25 protein-coding genes and 1 riboswitch are annotated in these 19056 nt (G+C 43.0%); of the genes, 6 read left to right on the top strand and 19 right to left on the bottom strand.

Annotated elements, in window-relative coordinates:
• Window positions 1–5 precede the first annotated feature (5 nt).
• Both ACTF6W_RS01165 and ACTF6W_RS01160 read right to left on the bottom strand, forming a co-directional pair.
• A complete protein-coding gene (locus tag ACTF6W_RS01165) occupies window positions 6–881 on the bottom strand; it encodes a carbohydrate ABC transporter permease (protein WP_438992704.1) in 876 nt (291 codons plus the stop codon).
• Entirely contained in the window at window positions 874–2166 is a 1293-nt protein-coding gene (locus tag ACTF6W_RS01160; protein ID WP_438992703.1) for an ABC transporter substrate-binding protein, read from the bottom strand. The genes ACTF6W_RS01165 and ACTF6W_RS01160 overlap by 8 nt, the downstream gene beginning before the upstream one ends.
• A gap of 82 nt (window positions 2167–2248) precedes the next feature.
• Between ACTF6W_RS01160 and ACTF6W_RS01155 the strand changes: the two genes are divergently transcribed.
• Together ACTF6W_RS01155 and ACTF6W_RS01150 are read left to right on the top strand one after the other, a co-directional pair.
• Window positions 2249–2821, top strand: coding sequence for a phosphoribosyltransferase (locus ACTF6W_RS01155; protein ID WP_438992702.1), 573 nt, complete (start codon window positions 2249–2251; stop codon window positions 2819–2821).
• Entirely contained in the window at window positions 2821–3147 is a 327-nt protein-coding gene (locus ACTF6W_RS01150; RefSeq protein ID WP_438992701.1) for a DUF1905 domain-containing protein, read from the top strand. The genes ACTF6W_RS01155 and ACTF6W_RS01150 overlap by 1 nt, the downstream gene beginning before the upstream one ends.
• On the opposite strand, the gene ACTF6W_RS01145 is transcribed toward ACTF6W_RS01150, so the two are convergent.
• From ACTF6W_RS01145 to ACTF6W_RS01135, 3 genes are all read right to left on the bottom strand, one after another.
• On the bottom strand, window positions 3144–4043 hold the full coding sequence (locus ACTF6W_RS01145; protein WP_438992700.1) for a PhzF family phenazine biosynthesis isomerase: 900 nt from the start codon (window positions 4041–4043) through the stop codon (window positions 3144–3146). The genes ACTF6W_RS01150 and ACTF6W_RS01145 overlap by 4 nt on opposite strands.
• Entirely contained in the window at window positions 4036–4293 is a 258-nt protein-coding gene (locus tag ACTF6W_RS01140; protein WP_438992699.1) for a CBU_0592 family membrane protein, read from the bottom strand. Before ACTF6W_RS01140 ends, ACTF6W_RS01145 begins: the two co-directional genes overlap by 8 nt.
• Window positions 4294–4395: 102 nt before the next feature.
• A complete protein-coding gene (locus ACTF6W_RS01135) occupies window positions 4396–4800 on the bottom strand; it encodes a histidine phosphatase family protein (protein WP_438992698.1) in 405 nt (134 codons plus the stop codon).
• 280 nt (window positions 4801–5080) lie between these two features.
• Between ACTF6W_RS01135 and ACTF6W_RS01130 the strand changes: the two genes are divergently transcribed.
• Genes ACTF6W_RS01130 through ACTF6W_RS01120 form a run of 3 tightly spaced genes read left to right on the top strand, consistent with a single transcriptional unit; the run spans window position 5081 to window position 6240 of the window.
• On the top strand, window positions 5081–5227 hold the full coding sequence (locus ACTF6W_RS01130) for a hypothetical protein (protein ID WP_438992697.1): 147 nt from the start codon (window positions 5081–5083) through the stop codon (window positions 5225–5227).
• Window positions 5228–5281: 54 nt separating this feature from the next.
• Window positions 5282–6022 (top strand): outer membrane protein, encoded by a 741-nt coding sequence (locus ACTF6W_RS01125; RefSeq protein ID WP_438992730.1) that lies wholly within the window; start codon window positions 5282–5284, stop codon window positions 6020–6022.
• Complete coding sequence (locus ACTF6W_RS01120) at window positions 6019–6240, top strand: OmpA family protein (protein WP_438992696.1); 222 nt, start codon at window positions 6019–6021, stop codon at window positions 6238–6240. Before ACTF6W_RS01125 ends, ACTF6W_RS01120 begins: the two co-directional genes overlap by 4 nt.
• 370 nt (window positions 6241–6610) lie before the next feature.
• Here the strand turns inward: ACTF6W_RS01120 and ACTF6W_RS01115 are convergent, their stop codons facing one another.
• From ACTF6W_RS01115 to ACTF6W_RS01090, 6 genes are all read right to left on the bottom strand, one after another.
• Window positions 6611–6967, bottom strand: a complete 357-nt coding sequence (locus ACTF6W_RS01115) for a hypothetical protein (RefSeq protein WP_438992695.1) — start codon at window positions 6965–6967, stop codon at window positions 6611–6613.
• A 22-nt stretch (window positions 6968–6989) separates the two neighbouring features.
• Entirely contained in the window at window positions 6990–7226 is a 237-nt protein-coding gene (locus tag ACTF6W_RS01110; protein ID WP_438992694.1) for a hypothetical protein, read from the bottom strand.
• Window positions 7227–7315: 89 nt separating this feature from the next.
• Window positions 7316–8590, bottom strand: coding sequence for a trans-sulfuration enzyme family protein (locus ACTF6W_RS01105; protein ID WP_438992693.1), 1275 nt, complete (start codon window positions 8588–8590; stop codon window positions 7316–7318).
• A gap of 1 nt (window position 8591) precedes the next feature.
• A complete protein-coding gene (gene rhaD, locus ACTF6W_RS01100; RefSeq protein ID WP_438992692.1) occupies window positions 8592–9425 on the bottom strand; it encodes a rhamnulose-1-phosphate aldolase in 834 nt (277 codons plus the stop codon).
• An 8-nt stretch (window positions 9426–9433) separates the two neighbouring features.
• Complete coding sequence (locus ACTF6W_RS01095; protein WP_438992691.1) at window positions 9434–10186, bottom strand: MTAP family purine nucleoside phosphorylase; 753 nt, start codon at window positions 10184–10186, stop codon at window positions 9434–9436.
• Between the two features lie 4 nt (window positions 10187–10190).
• Entirely contained in the window at window positions 10191–11606 is a 1416-nt protein-coding gene (locus ACTF6W_RS01090) for a rhodanese-like domain-containing protein (RefSeq protein ID WP_438992690.1), read from the bottom strand.
• A gap of 77 nt (window positions 11607–11683) precedes the next feature.
• Between ACTF6W_RS01090 and ACTF6W_RS01085 the strand changes: the two genes are divergently transcribed.
• The gene (locus ACTF6W_RS01085; RefSeq protein WP_438992689.1) at window positions 11684–12973 is read left to right on the top strand and encodes a VOC family protein; all 1290 of its coding nucleotides are present in this window, start codon (window positions 11684–11686) and stop codon (window positions 12971–12973) included.
• Window positions 12974–13041: 68 nt separating this feature from the next.
• On the opposite strand, the gene ACTF6W_RS01080 is transcribed toward ACTF6W_RS01085, so the two are convergent.
• The 8 genes from ACTF6W_RS01080 to ACTF6W_RS01045 form a co-directional block, all read right to left on the bottom strand.
• Window positions 13042–13530, bottom strand: coding sequence for a RidA family protein (locus ACTF6W_RS01080; RefSeq protein ID WP_438992688.1), 489 nt, complete (start codon window positions 13528–13530; stop codon window positions 13042–13044).
• A gap of 22 nt (window positions 13531–13552) precedes the next feature.
• Entirely contained in the window at window positions 13553–14071 is a 519-nt protein-coding gene (locus tag ACTF6W_RS01075; RefSeq protein WP_438992687.1) for a Rid family hydrolase, read from the bottom strand.
• 117 nt (window positions 14072–14188) lie between these two features.
• On the bottom strand, window positions 14189–14590 hold the full coding sequence (locus ACTF6W_RS01070; protein ID WP_438992686.1) for a c-type cytochrome: 402 nt from the start codon (window positions 14588–14590) through the stop codon (window positions 14189–14191).
• 95 nt (window positions 14591–14685) lie between these two features.
• On the bottom strand, window positions 14686–16302 hold the full coding sequence (locus ACTF6W_RS01065; protein ID WP_438992685.1) for a flavin monoamine oxidase family protein: 1617 nt from the start codon (window positions 16300–16302) through the stop codon (window positions 14686–14688).
• Between the two features lie 292 nt (window positions 16303–16594).
• The gene (locus ACTF6W_RS01060) at window positions 16595–16912 is read right to left on the bottom strand and encodes a DUF7009 family protein (RefSeq protein ID WP_438992684.1); all 318 of its coding nucleotides are present in this window, start codon (window positions 16910–16912) and stop codon (window positions 16595–16597) included.
• A 4-nt stretch (window positions 16913–16916) separates the two neighbouring features.
• Entirely contained in the window at window positions 16917–17891 is a 975-nt protein-coding gene (moaA, locus tag ACTF6W_RS01055) for a GTP 3',8-cyclase MoaA (RefSeq protein WP_438992683.1), read from the bottom strand.
• Window positions 17882–18016: riboswitch (molybdenum cofactor riboswitch) on the bottom strand. It overlaps the preceding gene by 10 nt.
• A 73-nt stretch (window positions 18017–18089) precedes the next feature.
• Entirely contained in the window at window positions 18090–18698 is a 609-nt protein-coding gene (recR, locus tag ACTF6W_RS01050) for a recombination mediator RecR (protein ID WP_438992682.1), read from the bottom strand.
• Window positions 18699–18710: 12 nt separating this feature from the next.
• Window positions 18711–19034, bottom strand: coding sequence for a YbaB/EbfC family nucleoid-associated protein (locus ACTF6W_RS01045; RefSeq protein ID WP_438992681.1), 324 nt, complete (start codon window positions 19032–19034; stop codon window positions 18711–18713).
• Window positions 19035–19056 lie beyond the last annotated feature (22 nt).

Raw genomic sequence — 19056 nt, 5'->3', positions numbered from 1 at the left:
TTTCCCTAAAAATATGTTGTCATTTTTTGACGAATTCGACCAAGAATAAGACCGTAAATCATCAACAGACTGAGAAGCGCGATCGATATGACTGAGGCATAACCAAAATCCATTTTTTGATAGGCGGTATCATAAATATAAGTGGCGACAATTTGTGTTGAATTAGCAGGGCCGCCATTAGTCATCACAATAATAATTTCAGCAAAATTGGAAATCCAAATGGCTCTAATCAATAATGTAATGATAATCGTTGGTGCGATTAAGGGGACCGTAATATGCCTAAAGGCTTGTAGACCGCTAATGCCATCAATGCTGGCGGCTTCATAAATATCGTTTGGAATTGACCTTAATGCTGCGAGCAGCATAATGGTAAAGAACGGTATGCCGAACCAGATATTTGCCACAATTGGTCCCCACATTGCCAAGTCAGGATCACTTAAAATATTTTCAGGCTCATTTAAAATTCCGATCGCTTCGAAAATATAAGGAAGGGGACCAGTAACAGGATTAAACATCCACACCCACATTAAGCCTATCAAGAAACTTGGAACAGCCCAGGGAATAAAAAGTACTGGCTGCACCAATTGAATTCCACGAAATCCACTATTTAAAATAAGTGCGAGCAATAGTCCTAAAGTAAATTGAAAGAAAAGTGATGCCGATGTCCAGAAAAGCGTATTGAGGAGACTTTTGGTAAATAAAGCATCTTCACTAAGAATACGGGTGAACTGATCTAAGCCGACGAATTCTTTGGTCCCGCTAATAAGGTCAAAATCATAAAAGGCATAGGTAATACCGGTAATCAGTGGCACCAAAACGAGCAGAAAAATAAAAAGAAGCGTAGGCGCGAGGTATAACCAAGGTTCACGAATGCTAATCATTGGCTTCTCCCTGTTCCTTAAGCCATTTTTTTTGTGAGGTGCTTAGAAAATCAGCCCACGCACGTGCGGTTTCTTCTGGTGTCTTTTCACCCAGCATCATGGCCTGCCCACTTTGTATCACTTGAATGCTGTCAAATTCGGCGATATCAGATAAATAATTTGGATTGATCATATAATCCCAACGATCATCTTCCGTCGTTTGCAACCATCCCGCGCCTACATCACTCCCGGCGAATATATCACTTGCTAAACCTTTATATATTGGCACTAGCCCGCCTCGTCTTGCCCACGTTTCATGTTGGTCACGTTTTAGTAAGTGGCGCACGAGTTTAAAGGCGGCGTCTTTCTTCTTAGACCCTTCCATGATCGACCAGCCTATATATCCGAGATGCGGAAAACTTTTTCCAGATGGTCCAAGCGGCATAGGTGCAGAGGCATAATCACCATCATTCATGCGTTTTGATATACCGTTTAATGCATCAGGCGTTTGATGCAGCATGGCACACGTACCGCTATAAAAACCACTTACTGTTTCATTTAAGCCCCAATTAAGACTGTCTTGTGGGGCATAGCCGTTTTTATAAAGATCGCGGATAAAAGTTAAACCATCAATTGCCCCTTGATTATAAAATGCACTATTGCCCTCTTCATCGAAGAAAGCATTGGACCCATTCATTGTGGTCATGATCCAATAATAAAAAACGGCGCCGCCACGCCCACCGTGGTGGCAATATCCAGATACACCCGGCAGTTCCGATATGGTCGCGGCCGTCTCGTAAAACTCGTCCATTGTTAAGGGTGGTTTTTTAATGCCCGCTTCTTGAAAAATTTTCTTGTTATAAAGCATTGCGCGTAGGTAATATCCATAAGGAACCGTATAGACACGGTCATTGACGCTGCCATAGGAAAAAGTATTTTCTTCTAAATCATCATCAAATTCGACGTCTGCCAAATAAGGGGTAAGGTCGGCAATTTGTCCGGCACTAACATATCGCGATAGCCAGAAATCCGGCATTTCAATCATATCCGGAAATTGACCGCCAGCGATCATCATGCTTAATTTTTCAAAAGCCTGTCCCCAGGATAGCGAGATCACATCAACCTTAAGTCCGGGGTTATCGGCTTCAAATTCGTCAAGTTGTGCTCTAAGTAACCCTGTGCGGTCCGCTGAAGTATTCACCTCAACGATTAATAAATTATTTGGATCACGGTCACGGTCCTTAATGGCTTCTATGCCAATAAAACATAACGTAACGATCACAAAAATTAGAGCACTCTTAATCATGAAAACTATTCTAGCGTAAGATCATCAAAATGAAATTCCTTTTTTCTTATGCCGCGGTTATAGTGTGCAAAAGGAGTCATTCATGGACAAAATATATATTTCTGCCGATGATTTATTGAGCGCATCATTAAAGCTTGGTGAACTGATCATTCGTGACGGTTTTCGTCCTGATTTTATTGTTGGTGTTTGGCGGGGTGGAACGCCGGTTGGCATCGCCGTGCAGGAATTGATGGATTTCTGTAATATTAAATCAGATCATATTGCCATCCGCACCGCGAGCTATACGGGCATCGGGCAGCAAGATAAAAACGTACGTGTTTATGGGCTTCATTATCTTGTGGAAAATATGAATGAACAAAATAAGCTTCTGATCCTTGATGACGTATTTGATAGCGGGCGCAGCATCAAAGCCATCATAGAAGCCTTAGAAACACAAATGCGTAAAAACATGCCTGCGGATGTTCGGGTTGGAACGGTTTATTATAAACCGGGGAAAAACATGACCGAGCGGGTGCCTGATTATTTCGTCCATAAAACCGAAGATTGGCTTATTTTTCCCCATGAGCTTGACGGACTAAGTGATGATGAAATTATTAAAAATAAATCGGATGCAGAAATGTTGGTTAAGTTGCGTCAAGATTTTGAAGGGAAATAATGGAAGAACTAAATTTTAACATCACGACAGCACTCAGGATATATCACGGTGAAAAGGCGGTCTGGCATTTCCTCAGTATCGAAGACGAAGAAGCCGCGCAAGTGAAGTTTTTCACTGATCCTGCTAATACGGGGAAGAAACGCCGCGGTTGGGGCGCCGTTAAGGTTAAAGCCACCATTGGCGATACCACTTGGGAAACCAGTATGTTTCCGAGCAAAGATACGGGCGGTTATTTCCTGCCCATAAAGAAGCAAGTTCGCACCGCCGAAAAACTTCTCGTCGATAATGAAGTCACCATCAATTTAATCATTAAAACGGGTCTTTAAATATTATATTTTAACTGACCCGCTTCAACGGCTGATCCCGCCACTTGTATTTTTGAAATGGCGTTCTTTTCTTTAAAAACACGCACTTCAATCACGCCGGGTTTTCCCATCGCTTCCCCTTGAATACCATAATATGAAGTGCTCTTATCAAAATCTAAAACCCCATGATGGGCCATGTAAAGCCCCGCTGGGCCGTTGCCATTTCCGGTGACGGGATCTTCATCAATACCAATGGCGGGGGCGAACATCCTGCCATGGGTTTTATAGGGGCCATCATCATGAATGGTCATCACGAAATAGCCGGTATGTCCGATTTTTTTGGTCAGCCGCTTAAGCGCTTCTTTATCCGGCGTTAATTGATGAAGCTTTTCGACCTCTTTGATCGGAATAATCACTTTCCCATGCCCCGTTGACGTAGACTGAACGGGTAAGTCTTCAATCAGATCATTTCTTAAAAGCCCTAAGGCGGATAAGGCTTCATCGATATGATCTTCGTTTAAAATATCACCAATTTCCGGCTTTCCCTGTGTCATGATAATTTTGATATCATCATTAGTTCTTTCGATATCAACGGGAAGTATGCCTGCGCCTGTCTTTGCCATCACCCGTCCGCTCGGCAGGTTTAATTTAAGGCTTCGCAAAAAATGACTGGCGATGGTCGCATGGCCGCATATGGGCACCTCGGTCGAGGGGGTAAAATAACGCACATGAAGGTCATAATCATCCGCCGCGTTAGCATTTATTAAAAACGCCGTTTCCGATACATTGGCAAAGGCGGCAATTGCCTGCATTTCATCCACGCTTAAATGACCCGCATCAAACACGACACCCGCGCGGTTTCCTTCTCCCGGGGTGGCCGTGAACGCATCCACAAGATATATCGTCACCTCAGCCATTTGATCGTGTCCTTTTTAGGGCTTGAAAAATTCCAAAAAGACTAATCACCAACCACGCGCATTCAATCACAAAGGACGCCATGTTAAAAGTCACCGTCAGCGAGATCAGAATGAAAACCGCCCCAACCGCATTGATGATAGAATAAAACAGCCCCTTCACATCCATTTTATCGAGCTGCACAAGCGAATAAACCGCCAGGATCATAAAAACTCCAAGCATCCCAATGGCATCAAAAAGAAATGTATTCATCACAAAACCTTTATTGTTTTAAGTTCCTTGAGGGGGGAGGCCGCGAGGCCGCGGGGAGCTCATGTAGTGAGCGGGTAGCGAACGATAGTTCCCCCCATCAAACTAAAATGTCGTTTGAAACTGCGTTAATGTGGCCTTGCCGTCTGTAATCACCACTTTAAACATCTGTTCATAATCGGTCTCGGCAAGTTTTGGTTGCTTTGTCCCAGAAAGCAGCGACGCGAGATCAGGTGTCGATGAACTGTGCGCAACAATTAAAAATGTGCCATTAAGCCCTTTAAGCATAGTGGCAAATCCATCAAGATCGTCCGTGGTAAAAAGCTCAACCGCAACGCCGCGGTCCGCCGCCGTTGGCGTCGCCGTCATCACGGTGCGGTATGTCTCCGTTGAAAACACGCGGCTGATTGGTTCATCTTTTAACATCCCGACGATATGCGCGGCGCGTTTAACGCCCTTTTCGGTCAGGACCGGGTTATCGCCGTCCTGTTTTTCCGCATGGCGCACCACATAATAGGTGCCGTCTGCCTGCGCCACCGAAACCATCCCCAAAACCGTAATCACGATCAATCCAATAATTTTTTTCATCTATAATTCCTTTAAATTTTATGCCCCTACTTTAACTATCCTTACATCTGATGTCACCCTGTATATCCCGATGTTGATAATAACGCTCGACTATGGCGCCCGCCTGCTGTAACAAGAGCCCCAATTGTGACACATTGCAGCTTTATCAGTAAAACTTGCATGACGTTACATGCGGATTTAAAATAGATTACGGGATAGTATTATGAAAAAATTTCTTATGACAAGTGTATCTGCTTGTTTGCTTGTGGGTGGGGTCGCAAATGCACAAGACAGTAAAGACACGAAAGAAGGCCAATGGTACGTTGGCGCCGACGGATATTTCAGTGTCCTTGGCAACGAACAATCATAAGGATCAGTTCTTGATCTTCAAAACGAATTTAGCAATGGCGGCGGTTTCGCCGGTATTGTCGGTTATGATTACGGAAATTTCCGCCTTGAAGTTGAAATCGGTAAGCATTTCCACTCAATCGACGGTTATTCGATCACCAATGATGCGTGTCTTGGCCTTTCGGGCAACAATGCCACAAGCGGTAAATCAAACCTGACCCATTATATGGTCAATGCGGTGTTTGATATTGAAAACACCTTTAACGACAGCAACATTGAACCCTTCGTTGGTCTCGGTGTTGGTATGGCCAATCTAAAATGGAGCGAAATGGTCGTCGCCGGTAGCGCCGCGCCTTATGGTGGCGGTTCCGATACGGATCTGGCGTATCAGGCCTTTGCGGGGCTTCGTGTACCGCTTGCGGATAACCTTGATATGTCGGTGAAATATCGTTACATGGGCACCAAAGGAATGGATATGGTTGACCGCCTCGGCAACAGCTTTGACGCCAATTACGACATCCATGACTTCGGTATCGGTTTGACATATTATTTCGGTGCCAAGAAAAACGACGAAATGGCAAAGAAACCACAACCAATTATGACACCGGAACCAAAACCGGAACCGGCCTCAAAGCCAGCCCCGGTTGTTGAAACACCGCCACCACCGCCACCACCGGCACCAATGCCGGAACCGGTTCAGGTCAATAAAGGACCATACAGCGTTTATTTAGATTTCGACAGCAGCGACATCACTTCAATGGCATCAGACACCATTAAAAGCGCCGCGATGGAATCGAAAAAGTCGACGACATCATGATCGAAGTGTCCGGTCATGCCGACCGTTCCGGCGCGAGTTCGTATAATGATGACCTTGCCCGCAAACGCGCGGAAATGGTGCGTAACGCCCTAATCGCGGAAGGCATCGACGGCTCAACCATTTCAATTTCAAGCTATGGCGAAGACTATACGCAAGTAAACACCGCCGACGGCGTAAAAGAAGGCCGCAACCGCCGCGTTGTTATTCTACTGAAATAGTTGATTTCTAAAATATTTTGAAAAAGGTGCTTCCTCAGGGAGCACCTTTTTTTATGACCATACAATAAACCTACCGATTTATGATCATACCCGAAGACCTCAATCCTTTGAGGTCTGAGAACGGCGCTTCTGCGCCGCGCGAACGTTTTCGCGCAGGGGAAGGTCGCGAGACCGGGGGCAAAGCCCCCATCAAACAAAAAACCTAAGTGCTCAGGGAGGAAAATTCTATCAATAGATAAATTTATGAGAATAGGGAGGGGTTGTGAAAATCAATTTACTTTGACCCCATTGATTTCTTCTTGAATTAACAAAATTACACCTAATATTTTCGACTTTAAGCCATCAATAAGATAAAAAAGTTATAACCCCTTCATCTTGTTATAGAATTTTTCAAGAAACATTCATAAGCTTCTTCAAAATTTTTTTCCTCAACTCCATAACAAAAACATTCATAATATAATTTCGAAACAATTCTATATTTTTCAATACTATTAACATAATTAACGCCAATTTTAGAAGGGGTTGATAGTGAAACATGTATTATTAAATAATATTCTTCTTCACCATAGAGGTAATTTATAATGTATGCTAAACATTTATTTTTGTGTGTTGCCATGATTAGGGGATTATTTATGATCTCCAAACTAATAAATTTTGAAGCATTTATTATATTTATTTTCTTGGAAAAATTGTTTTCTTTTAAGTATAGCTTCTCATCTAAAGTCACACTATTAGATTGATGTAAATTTTTAAATTTTAAAAAATTCTTGTTCAGATATAATTTTAAATCCTAGGTTAAATGTTTCTGAAATATCCCATTTTTCAACAACTTCGTTTTCTCTTTCACAAAAATCGTATTGAAATAAAACTGCTCCCTTCTCAGTTAAAAGGCCAACATGGTCATACTCATTGTTATTGCAATCATGATAATAAGCAATAAAACTATCATTAATTTTATGTGTTAATATCTCAACTAGATTTTCCAAGTCTTATTTTCCCTAATCGTAGTGAATAGTTTCATGTTTAGGTCTACCAATAGATCCAGGGTCAAGCCCGAGGATGACGGAGCGTATCTCTACCCAACAACACTCATAGCCTGCTCAAGATCAGCGATCAAATCCTCTACATTCTCAATGCCCACACTCAACCTGATAATCCCATCGGTAATCCCTGCGATTTCGCGGTCTTCTTTGGGGGTGGCGCTGTGGGTCATGCTGGCGGGATGTTGTATCAGGCTATCCACATTACCAAGTGATACCGCCAAGGTGGGAACGGTGAGGGCGTTTGTAAACTCCTTGCCATTTTCAGCACCGCCATTTTTACCGTCATGCAGTTCAAACGACAACATCCCACCAAAACCATTCATCATTTGTGCTTTGGCGAGTTCGTGCCCCGGGTTGCTTGGTAACCCCGGATAAAAAACTTGTTTGACCTCGTCACGCGCTTCTAACCATTCGGCGATCATTTGTGCGTTTTTGGCGTGGCGCTGCATGCGGATTTCAAATGTTTTTAAGCCGTTATTAATCAACCATGTGTCCTTCGGACTTGGCGCAACACCCAACATTTTATAAGTAAGCCCCACGCCCTTACCACCCGGATGCATATAATCCAAATGCGTGCTGACGATGGCGCCACCAATGATTTGACCATGACCCGAAATATATTTTGATGTTGAATGCACGACCACATCAACGCCGAAATTAAGCGGACGTTGATGATAGGGGGTCGCAAACGTGTTATCAACCATCACCCACATGTCGTGTTTATGGGCCTCTTTGCATAATGCCTTTAAATCAATTACTTCCAAATTTGGGTTTGACGGCGTTTCAACAAACACCAGTTTCGCATCCGGAAAGGCGTTGATGGCGGTTTCTAACCCCTCGGGACTGGTGTCCGACACCCACTTCACATCAATGCCAAGACGCGGTGCCATTTCATTGAAAAATTTAAAGGTATTACCGTAAAGCCCCATTTGCACAATCGCTTGATCCCCCGATCCGATATGCGCGAGCACCGCGGCCGATGTGGCCCCCATGCCGGATGATGTCACTTTCCCCATGACAATGTCATAGGGTTCCGCATCAGGGTGCGCTTTAATCAGGTCGACCCCTTCCATATAGGCGATTTTGTTCGCCAAATGATCATAATTGGGGTTATGGGTGCGGGTATAAGCATACCCCTTGACCCGTCCCGCAAACACATCGGCGGCATCATCCACCGTTTCAAAGCCAAATGTGGATGTTTGATAAATGGGCATTTGATGGGAATGTTTGTCATGAATGCCTTCGCCCACGTGGTTTACGATGGTGCCCATGCCCGCGTCGGGGGATACTTTGCCGTTTTTGCTCATTTTACTTTTTATCTCTTTCAATTTTATCTGAAAATGCGTTTTTATATCTATCGGTTCTGCCGAAATAATCCATTGATTGGTCAAGGTCTTGTTGGCGCATGCCGTCCACAGCATAGCCCGCCTTTTTTAACGTCCAGAAAATATCGGCGGCTTTTTCAACCACCTCAAGCTGATCAAAGGCGTGACTTAATGACGTGCCGACACTAAGCGCGCCATGCATATGCCACAGGATCACATTGCGGTATTTTATTTCTTCGGCGCTTAAAATCCCAAGCTCCAAACTGCCCGGTACTTGAAACGGTAAATGGCCAATCCCTTCGGGAAGTTGGATGCGTGCCTCACTTTGTAATCCGAGTATGGTGTCTGATAACACTTTCGGGTCATGAAATTCCGGTATATGCGTAAGCGAAATAAGCTTCACAGGATGGGTATGCACAACCGCGCGAAAATCGGGGCGGCTTACCATAAACTCATTTTGAATGGCGCAGTGGCTTGGCATTTCGCTGGTGGGTTTATCATTGCCGGCAATCCATTGGTATGATTTGCCGTCCGCCGCGATTTTATATAATCCAAGGTCCGCTTCGGGGGTGTGGGATATATCCCGTGACCGTGTCCCTGATCCGGTGATCAACAAATACATATCCGCAATCGCCGTGACCTCAAGCGGTAATTGGGTGGCCGCGCTCTCGCTTGATCTTAAGCTTTCCGGCACGTCTTCCTTATCGATGCGCAGTGATAAATTGCCGCCTTCTGCCTCGGACCATCCCTTAAACGCGAGCCAGTCACACACTTCTGCAAATTGATCTAACTGTTTTATCGCTTCAAAATCACTCATTCTATTTCCTATAGCAATATGGGGGCTTCGCATTGATCATCGCTGGTGTTCATTAACACATCAAGCATTAACCGCACCATGTTGGCGCGCACTTCGTCGATATTACCTTCATGAATGGTTATTTTTTCCTCGAGCCCCGCAGCGAGGTTTATCGGAAGCGCTACCGCCGCCATCACCATACCCAGCTCACCCGCAAGGTAAACTTCCGGGCAACCCGTCATGCCGACCACATCACCGCCCAGCATTTGATACATTTTTATTTCCGCCGGGCTTTCAAACCGTGGGCCATTGGTCGCCACATAGGTGGCACTGTCATTCACTTTGATATCATGCTTATCCGCCAGCTCAATCGCCTTGGCGCTCATCACTGGGCAATATGGAATGCTCATTTCCACGTGGCCGATGCCGAGCTCGATGGTGTCAAAAAATGAAAATTCTCGACCTGAAGTAAAATCAAGGAAATCCCGTATAATGCCAAGCTCCATCACCTGATATTTGGCGGTGATCGACCCAACCGCATAGGTGGCCATGATGCGTTTAACGCCCGCGTCTTTTAACGCTTTCATATTGGCGCGGTAATTGACTTTATGGGGTGGGGTGGTGTGATCGACACCGTGACGGGTCATGAATATAATATCCGCATGATCGCCTTTCCCTTGGTAATAAACCGCGTCACCATATTGATTGGTGATACGGACTTCTTCCACGGCAATACCGGGCAGATTATATATGCCGGTGCCCCCTAAAATTGCTGCTGTCATGTTCCTACCAATCTTTTATATTTTTTAATGTATATGGGCTCACGACACCGGATGTGGTGACGACGCCCGCTACATATTTGGGCGGCGTTATATCAAATGTCGGGTAGCGCGCACCGACCGTATCAATGGTGGTCGCCTGACCAAGCGCTTGCCTGATTTCCGCAGGGTCGCGTTCTTCAATTTCAATATCGTCCCGTGTTAATTTATTGTCATCACGCCCCCATGCAAACGCGAAATAGGGGATATTATGATCAAACGCCGTAATCGCATTTTGATAGGTGCCGATTTTATTGCACACATGGCCATCCACCGTGATCAAATCGGCGGCGGTGATATATTTATTGATATGTCCTTCGCGCATGACATGGGCCGGCATATTGTCGGTGATTAAATTGGCTTCAATGCCCATTTCGGTGATCGATGGCGCAGTTAATTTCGCGCCCTGCAAATAGGGACGCGTTTCTGGCACATAGGCGGTTATATTTTTGCCGTCTCTTTTTGCCAGCGCCAGTGACAATAAAAACCCTGCTTCGCCAAAACACATGGTCAATATGCCGTCACCATCATCAATCACATCGGCCATGGCACGGGCGCGGATCGCGTAATTATCATAAATGGTTGTTTTGATGCTTTCGATTTTGTTCTTGATGGCGTCGTTAACGCTGATGCCTTGCTCATCCGCAAGGGCTGCGGCCGCCAGCACTTCATCAAGCCTTAATGACATGGCCGTATTGGTCGGGCGTGTCGCAACAAGTTCATCACGCGCCGCTTTTAACGCCTCCGGTCCGTCGTTTGACACCATCCGTAACGCATTTACGGCCGCCATCCATGGACCGCTACCCTGTGTCACCATATCCTTGATTGCTTTGGCCACATCACTGACGCTTTCGCATTCATACATTTCCTTTGCGAACGGATATTTACGGCGGTCGCCGATGAAAACTTTGCCGTTTTCATAGCGGGCAATGTTATTCGGGTTCACCACAAACGGTAGCAGGTCATAAATACCTTCTTTTTCGGCGGGTGATTTGCCGCCCCGTGGTGCGGTTACGGCGCCGCCTTCTTTTACCCATTTGCCAAATCCGCCGCCCATATGACATATATTTTTAACGCCCACGTCCTGCGCCGCCTTGGTCGCGAGCGCGCTACGCCAGCCGGATTTGCAGTAAAAAACGAACTTATTATCTGATCCGAATATCTTTTTATAATAGGGGCTTTCAGGATCGGCCCAAAATTCAATCATGCCGCGCGGCATGTGGTATGCGCCCGGAATGGTGCCTTCCGCGGTCAGTTCACGTACATCACGCAGGTCAACGAATGTGACCTTCGGATCGTCGATCATTATTTTCGCTTGATCGACAGTGATGGTTTCAATTTCCGCATTCGCTTCATCAACAAGTTCTTTAGATGTTTTGGCCATTTGTTATATCTTTATTCCGCATGCAAATTAAGTTAAGGTCTGACCATAAACCTAAAACAAATATATGGGAATACGAAATGTTTAAAAAATGGGTGACGGCGCTATCACTTTTGCCACTGTTGGCTTGTGCTGAGCAGTCCGGTGATGATGCCGTCTCTGATCTAAACAGTTCGGACACACAATTTCTCGTGGTTGGAAAAACGGCGAATTATCGCCAAAACGCTGAAAAATCTCGTCAGGAAATGATTAATTATCACTTTTTTGCTGAAATTTTTGTAAAAGAGGGCGGTGCGGTTCATAGCGGCACATTAAATCATGCGGCCATTGATACAATGAATTTTCATGATCATCCGAGCGTGCTTGAAACCCATGGCGGTCGTTATGATTACGAAGCCGACTTGGACGCGCTTTATCCCGATGGCGATTATCATTTTACCTATACGGAAACAGGCGGTAATGTCTTTGAAATTCCGATGAATTTAAGCAAAAAATCGGACGGTAAAACCCGCATTCCCGCAAGCCCCGTGATCACGTTGACGCAAGACGGTGGTGTGGTTGATGCGGCGAACATCGACCCGGACATGGACCTCAATATTTCATGGACGCCTTTTACCGAGGGTGGGGCGGATGAAAACGGGTTTGTTGATGATCTTGTGTTTGCTGTGGTTGGTAATTGTCTTGGTGAGAAAATTTCCCATTCCGGTGTGCCTTTTGGCGGTGGTGCCCATTTAACTTATGCAGATACGGATGTGACCATCAGTGCGGACCTTCTTTTCCCCGACGAAGTGTTTCAAGTCTCCGTCGAGCATGCCGTCATGGACACCAATTACGTGGGTAACGTACCTACTATTGCAACCTATGCGTCAACGGCTTTTCTTGATTTTCACACAAGCGGTGATGATCAACGTGGCCTGCAATGCCCACCGCTGCCAATGCAAATGGATAAAGGACAAACAGACAGGAGCTTAACAGGAACCATGGACTTACCAAAAATAGATGAGCAGATCACGATGCTTTATTATAGCGCGGATGATTTTGATAAAGCGGTCCGATTTTACGGTGACGCGCTTAAGCTTTCCGCCACTTATGATGATGAATGGGTGAAAATTTATAAATTAAATGATGGCGCTTTTATCGGTGTGGTAAAAGACACCGAAAATGGATTTCATAAACCAAACCCGGATAGCGCGGTAATGGTCAGTATCGTATCCAAAAATGTTGACGAATGGTACGGTGCGATATTGAATGCGAAAAACATAAAAATCGAAAAAGAAATCTATGATAATCAATCCGCCCCAATTCGTGCCTTTTTAATTCGTGATCCTGGCGGTTATACGGTTGAGTTCTTCCAGTGGGTGACTGAATAATCAAAAAGAAAAGGCGCTGAAAATATTCAGCGCCTGATCAAGCAAACAAGATATTACTATCAAATTTTTTACATAGCTGGCATTCTTGCGCCACGTACATCGATTTCAACAAGCCATCCTGGTACAGCAAGGCCGGAAATTTCAACAACAGCACGAACTGGCTTATTTGGGTTTTCTTCTGTACCAAAGAATTCTTGGTATGCTTTATTGAAGCCAGCAAAGTCCATTTTGCCCATTTCAGGGTCAGCTACAAGATAGACACGAACCATAACAATGTCGCTCATGCTCCAGCCCGCTTTTTCAACAGCAGCTTTAATGCTGTTAAATGTACTACGCGCTTGTGTTCCAGTATCGCCATATGTGCGTTCAGCACGTGGTGCGTCAGGGTTTACCGCGCGTGGGCCTTTACCTGAAACGAAAAGCTGGTCCGCATTTGCAGGCACTTCAATTGTTGAATAGAAGTTTGTACCTTCATCGTTACGTTGAATTTCTTGAGCACTTACGGCCATTGTCATAGCAGCGAAAGCAGTAAGGGCAATTTTAAATAGTTTAGTCATGTTTTTTCTCTTGTATAATTATTTATTTAGGCATGCGAATGGCACGGGCTTCAACTTCAACTAACCATCCAGGAACCACTAAAGAGTGAATACCAACGAACGTACGTGAAGGAAGGTTTGTGTTACCGCTTGTAGAGTTTTCACCGAAGTACTCACGATATGCTTTATTGAAACCAGCGGAATCAACATTTCCATCTTCGCCTGGCACACCATAAATTCTAAGCATAACAACATCACTTAGTGACCAGCCTGCCTCTTCAAGCTGCGCTTTGAAAGATTCGAAAATTGCTTTACCTTGTGCATACATATCACCTGGTTTACAGGCATCGCCTTTTGCTTGACGTTCTTCGCGGGTCATACAACCTTCGCCCCATGCGTGATTACCCTTACCACTCATGTAATATGTTTCAGCACCTGCGGGAATTGCGATCCCTGGATCAAGGAAACCTTTACTTGTTCTTTCGATCATTTGTGCATTGGCTGTAACAGCAGCAAGACTACTTAAGATAAGTGCAGCTACAATTTTAGTTAGTTTTGACATTTTTCTCTCCCTTGGAAATCATTAATAGCACCGGAATGCTAGGATAGGGTTAGCTTAATGGTTTAAAAAAAAATCGCAATGAAATCCGAATGAAATCATTGCGATTTATATGAAATTTTAGTTACCAGGTCCGAAACCGTCGTCTTCTTCAGCAATCTCATCGTATGCTGCGTCCATTTCTTCTTGGGTAATTTCACCAGCAGTATTACCCCAACTGTTGCGTATGTAATTAATTATGGTCGTTAATTGATCAACTTCCAAATCACTGATGAATGTTGGCATTCCTGCGCGTCCTTCTAGAAGAAGATATATCAATTCTTCTTTATCGCCATTTACAAATTCATTGTCTTTAAGAGCAGGATAAATATCTTCATATCCTTCACCGCCGATTTGATGGCATGCTTCACAGTAATCTGTATAAATTTGAGCGCCTTCGGCAGAATGATCCTGAGCATTTGCTGCCGTCATTAATGTTGATGCGCCTAATAGGGCCAAAAGTAATTTAAAGTAATTTTTCATATTCACCACACTATATTGTTTTTATTAAACGTTATATTATATCAATAGTTCGATATCAATATGACGATTTTATGTCCTCGATTTTAATTAAATGATTATCCTTGTTGAGCAACCCGTTTGTCAATAACTTCCATTGTTGACCAAGCTCCTTCGATTGCACCAGCCATCCAACCACCAAGGGCAGGAGAGGCAATATTACCAGAAATAAAGATGCGATTATCGCCTTTTTGCATAACTGGGAATGAACGAGTGCGACCACGACGTGACCAATTTTCCCAACCGGCTAGAGCATATTTCATTTTATGCCATGCTACTGAAATCGATTCACCTGTAAAATATTTTCTATAATTACCCGGATGAATTTTTTCTCCTACGGATAAAGCGAATTCGGTTCTTTCTGCCATTGATAAATTACTGATTGGAACGGATTGACCGCCAATTGGATAATATCCAAGTATTACACCTGTATCACCGTGTGCACTTCCAAATAAATTGCCTGATGGATAACTTAAAATCCGATGGCCGGGAATATCGGTGCTTGTAACTCCGCCATAAATCATATCGTTTTGTTCCCAGAAGCGATGATTAAATTCGACGCCAATCTTACAAGCAGGGCTACCACTTGTCGCTTTAATAGCTGCTGCCATATCTTCGCTTAAATTAATGTTCATTTTCTGCATTACACCAAGTGGTGCAGTGGAAATTAAATAGTCGGCTTCTTCCGAGCGGACGCGGCCATTTTTAGTATTTTTATATGTTACTTTAACGCCATTATCATCTTGAACGATGTCAGTTATTTCTGAATTATAACGGATTTGGCTTTTCTTTAATGCACGTTTTAAACCTTGTGCAATTTGATCCATCCCGCCCACTGCTTGGAACATAACGGCTGGATGATCAGCCGTTTCATTGCGACTTGCGTTTGCAATTGATAATACATCTGCCATTTCATATGGCTCGGAAAGTTTACCAAAATTTGTGCCGGCCCCTGGGTAAGAACTATGCCCGCGTGCGCGGTTTGCGCGATAATTAAATTCTTTTGAATCAATTAAACCTGAACGCTTTAAGTGCGTTAAGAGCATCTCTTTATCTTCTTGAGATATTAATTGATCAAGAGCTCCCTGATCTGCGACTTTCGCAAGTAGTTCGGTTGAATATCCTTTGAAATCAATATCAGCGTGTTCCTGACGAATCGGAACACCTTTAAAAGGACCTTTTTTATTTTCATAATAATAATAAGATTTACCGGTCTTGTTGACCATGACTTCAAGCGGAACCCCTAATGTACGGCAGTAATATATAGTTGATTTATGTTCTGCAGGGATACGCCATGGACCATAATTGACATAGTTACCATCTTGGAAATTACAGACTTGTTTTTCACTTCCTACTTCTTCAATTACTGACCCTTTACGTGCAGAAACACAACGTCCGCCCGCATAATCAAGTGCTTCAATTATTTGGGTTTTATAACCCTTTTTTGCCATCTCAAAAGCCAACACCATTCCAGCAAGTCCAGCGCCAAGAATAATGACTTTTTTACCTTTACCATCTGTGGACATTTCTGGTGGACGGTCCATTTCAGAAGCAAAGCCCATTTCCCAACCTTGCAATGCAGTCATAACAGCTGCAGTACCACCAATCATTCCTACAGATTGTAAGAACGATCGTTTTGTCATTCCGGATGGTTGTGAATTATCAGTATCAGTCATTCTTGTTCCCTTAAAGTCTTAGTCTCTTTTTTTTACGGCAAATACATTTTTTTATATCTATAATGATTGTGTGCCCGAATTATGTTTTTTAAATGAAATATTTTATTATATTATAACATTTCATTTTATTTTGCAAATTTTGTATGGTTCTCAAATTGTAGGTTTTTAACCCCAAACAGATATAATATATTTTTTTATAGTATAATTTATATATTAGTCCGTAAGCCCCGCAAAATAACGATTTTAAGGAAAATTAAAAGCATAAAATTGAAAAAATATTTTACAAAAAATATTATTTATTTATGGGCTTCTTTTTAATATCAACTTCAAATAGGACTTGAATTTTCTTTTTGTTATCTAACTGAAAATAAAAAGTTAATCCATTTTTGCAGGGTTTATAATCATCAATCAGCCGATTTGGCAAACTTATACGAAAAGAATTATTCTCATAAATAAAATTATCTGTTTCTTCTAATTTCAAATAAATATCAATCGCCTGATTTCCTGGTAGTTCATAAGAATCAGATAAAAATCGACACTTTAGAAGTTCAGAAAATTCAATTTTACTGAGCCGCAATGTCGTCTTATTTGGTTCCAATCTGATTTTCATCAGATTATCCGCCAGTAGACGAGAGGTTAGTCATTATGCCTGTATCACCTAATGCTAAAAAGTGTGAGGAAGCTTTATAGTCTAATTGCTTGCTAATAGCTGCTTTAAGGTCATCTTTTTGATCATCACTTTGGAGCATATGACGAAGAGGGATGCCCACATTTCCAAATAAACAAAGTCGTAAGTCACCAGTAGAAGTAACGCGAAGACGGTTACAGCCAGTGCAAAAATCTTTTGAATAAGGTGCGATTAACCCGATAGAACCTGCGTAGTCAGCATGGGTAAAATTAACTGCGGGTCCTGCACCATTAGAGCGAATATTTTCAACCCATCCTTTATCGATGAGCTGATCTTTAATATGGTCAGCGGAAAGGTGAAATTTATTAAAATAGGTAAGATTGTCGCCTGTTTGCATTAATTCTATATACCGAACACTAACAGGGGTATCTTTGACATAATCAAGATAGGCATTTAATTCATCATCATTAACGCCTTTTAAGAGAACGACATTTATTTTGACATCTTCAAAGCCAACTTCAATTGCTTTTTCGATGCCTTCGCGTACTTCTTGCATACGGTTATGGCCGGTGATGTCATGAAATTTCTTAGCATTAAAGCTATCAATACTAATATTGATTGCATTAAGCCCCGCATCCCGCCATTTTTGAGCATTCTCTTTAAGCTTATAGCCATTGGTAGTAAACGCGAGCTTGCTTACTTCCGTCATATCGCCGATCATTTTCGCAATATCTGTAAAATCTTTACGAACAGTTGGCTCACCACCTGTAATACGAATTTTCCAGACGCCCAATTCGACAAAAGCATTTACCAGCCGCAATATTTCGTCTTGGCGTAAAAAGGATTTTTCACCGTCTTTTTGATATCCATTTGGAAGACAGTAAGTGCAACTGAAATTGCAAACTTCTGTGATTGAAAGGCGTAAATAGGGGAATGACCTATTATAATTATCAACTAACATTTTTTTCTCTTTTCCAAATACGGGAGGCCAAAACGTTTCCATTTTAACCCGGTGGGCAAATCCCACGGCCTGCCAACCATTTCATTATTGAATTAGGCGTTCAGGCTTCAGAGTTAATTACTTATGATAGAGTATAAAAATTTACCGATAAGTCCAGTCACAAATAAAAAAATATTTGTGAGTTTAATTTTTTAGTGATTAAAAGGGTCTTCTAGAATTCAGCGCAGTCGTGAGAGTGCCATCATCTAAATAATCAAGTTCCCCGCCAATTGGAACACCATGTGCAAGACGGGTAATGGTTAAATCAAATGATTTTAATTGCTCAGTTATATAGTGTGCCGTCGTTTGACCATCGACGGTTGCATTCGTAGCAATAATAATTTCTTTTAACTCAGAATCATTGGCGCGCTCAATCAATGTATTAATATTTAGATCGTCCGGCCCCACTCCGTCTAAAGCAGAAAGTGTTCCACCAATAACATGATATAAACCGCGATATGATCCGGCTCTATCTAGTGCCCATAAATCGGAAACATCTTCGATGACACAAATTATGGATCGGTCTCGCTTAGGGCTTTCGCAAATATGACATGGGTTTTCTATGTCTAAATTTCCACAAGTTGCGCAAGGGTGTACATTTTCTGCGACATCAGCCAGCGCACTCGAGAGCGGTTTCATAAGGCTGTCTTTTTTCTTAATTAATTGAAGTGCGGCACGTCTCGCGGACCTTGGGCCAAGGCCAGGAACCTTACCAAGTAAATTTATTAAGTGGTCCAATTCGTTATTTTTAGAAGATGTTTTATACATTCACTGTCTTACCTAAAATGGTAAATTCATACCTTCAGGAAGCTCAAGACCCCCCGTTAGTTTTGACATTTCCGTTTTATTGAAATCATCAACTTTACGTTTGGCATCATTAAAGGCTGCCACAATAAGGTCTTGGACAATTTCTGCGTCATCACTATTGAAAATAGAGGGATCGATTTTTAAGGCCCTCATTTCAAATTTGCCATTAAGTGTGACGCTGACCATTCCACCACCAGAAGTTCCGGAATGTTCTGACTTCTCAAGCTCCGCTTGCATAGCGGTCATTTTGCTTTGCATTTCTTGGGCTTGCTTCATCATTTTGCCGAGGTTTTTCATTTTATATTCTCTAATTACTCTT

Source organism: Pseudemcibacter sp., assembly GCF_965661635.1.
Lineage (GTDB): Bacteria > Pseudomonadota > Alphaproteobacteria > Sphingomonadales > Emcibacteraceae > Pseudemcibacter.
Note: the sequence above shows the minus strand (reverse complement) of the source record. Positions and strands in the feature narration are given on the sequence as shown.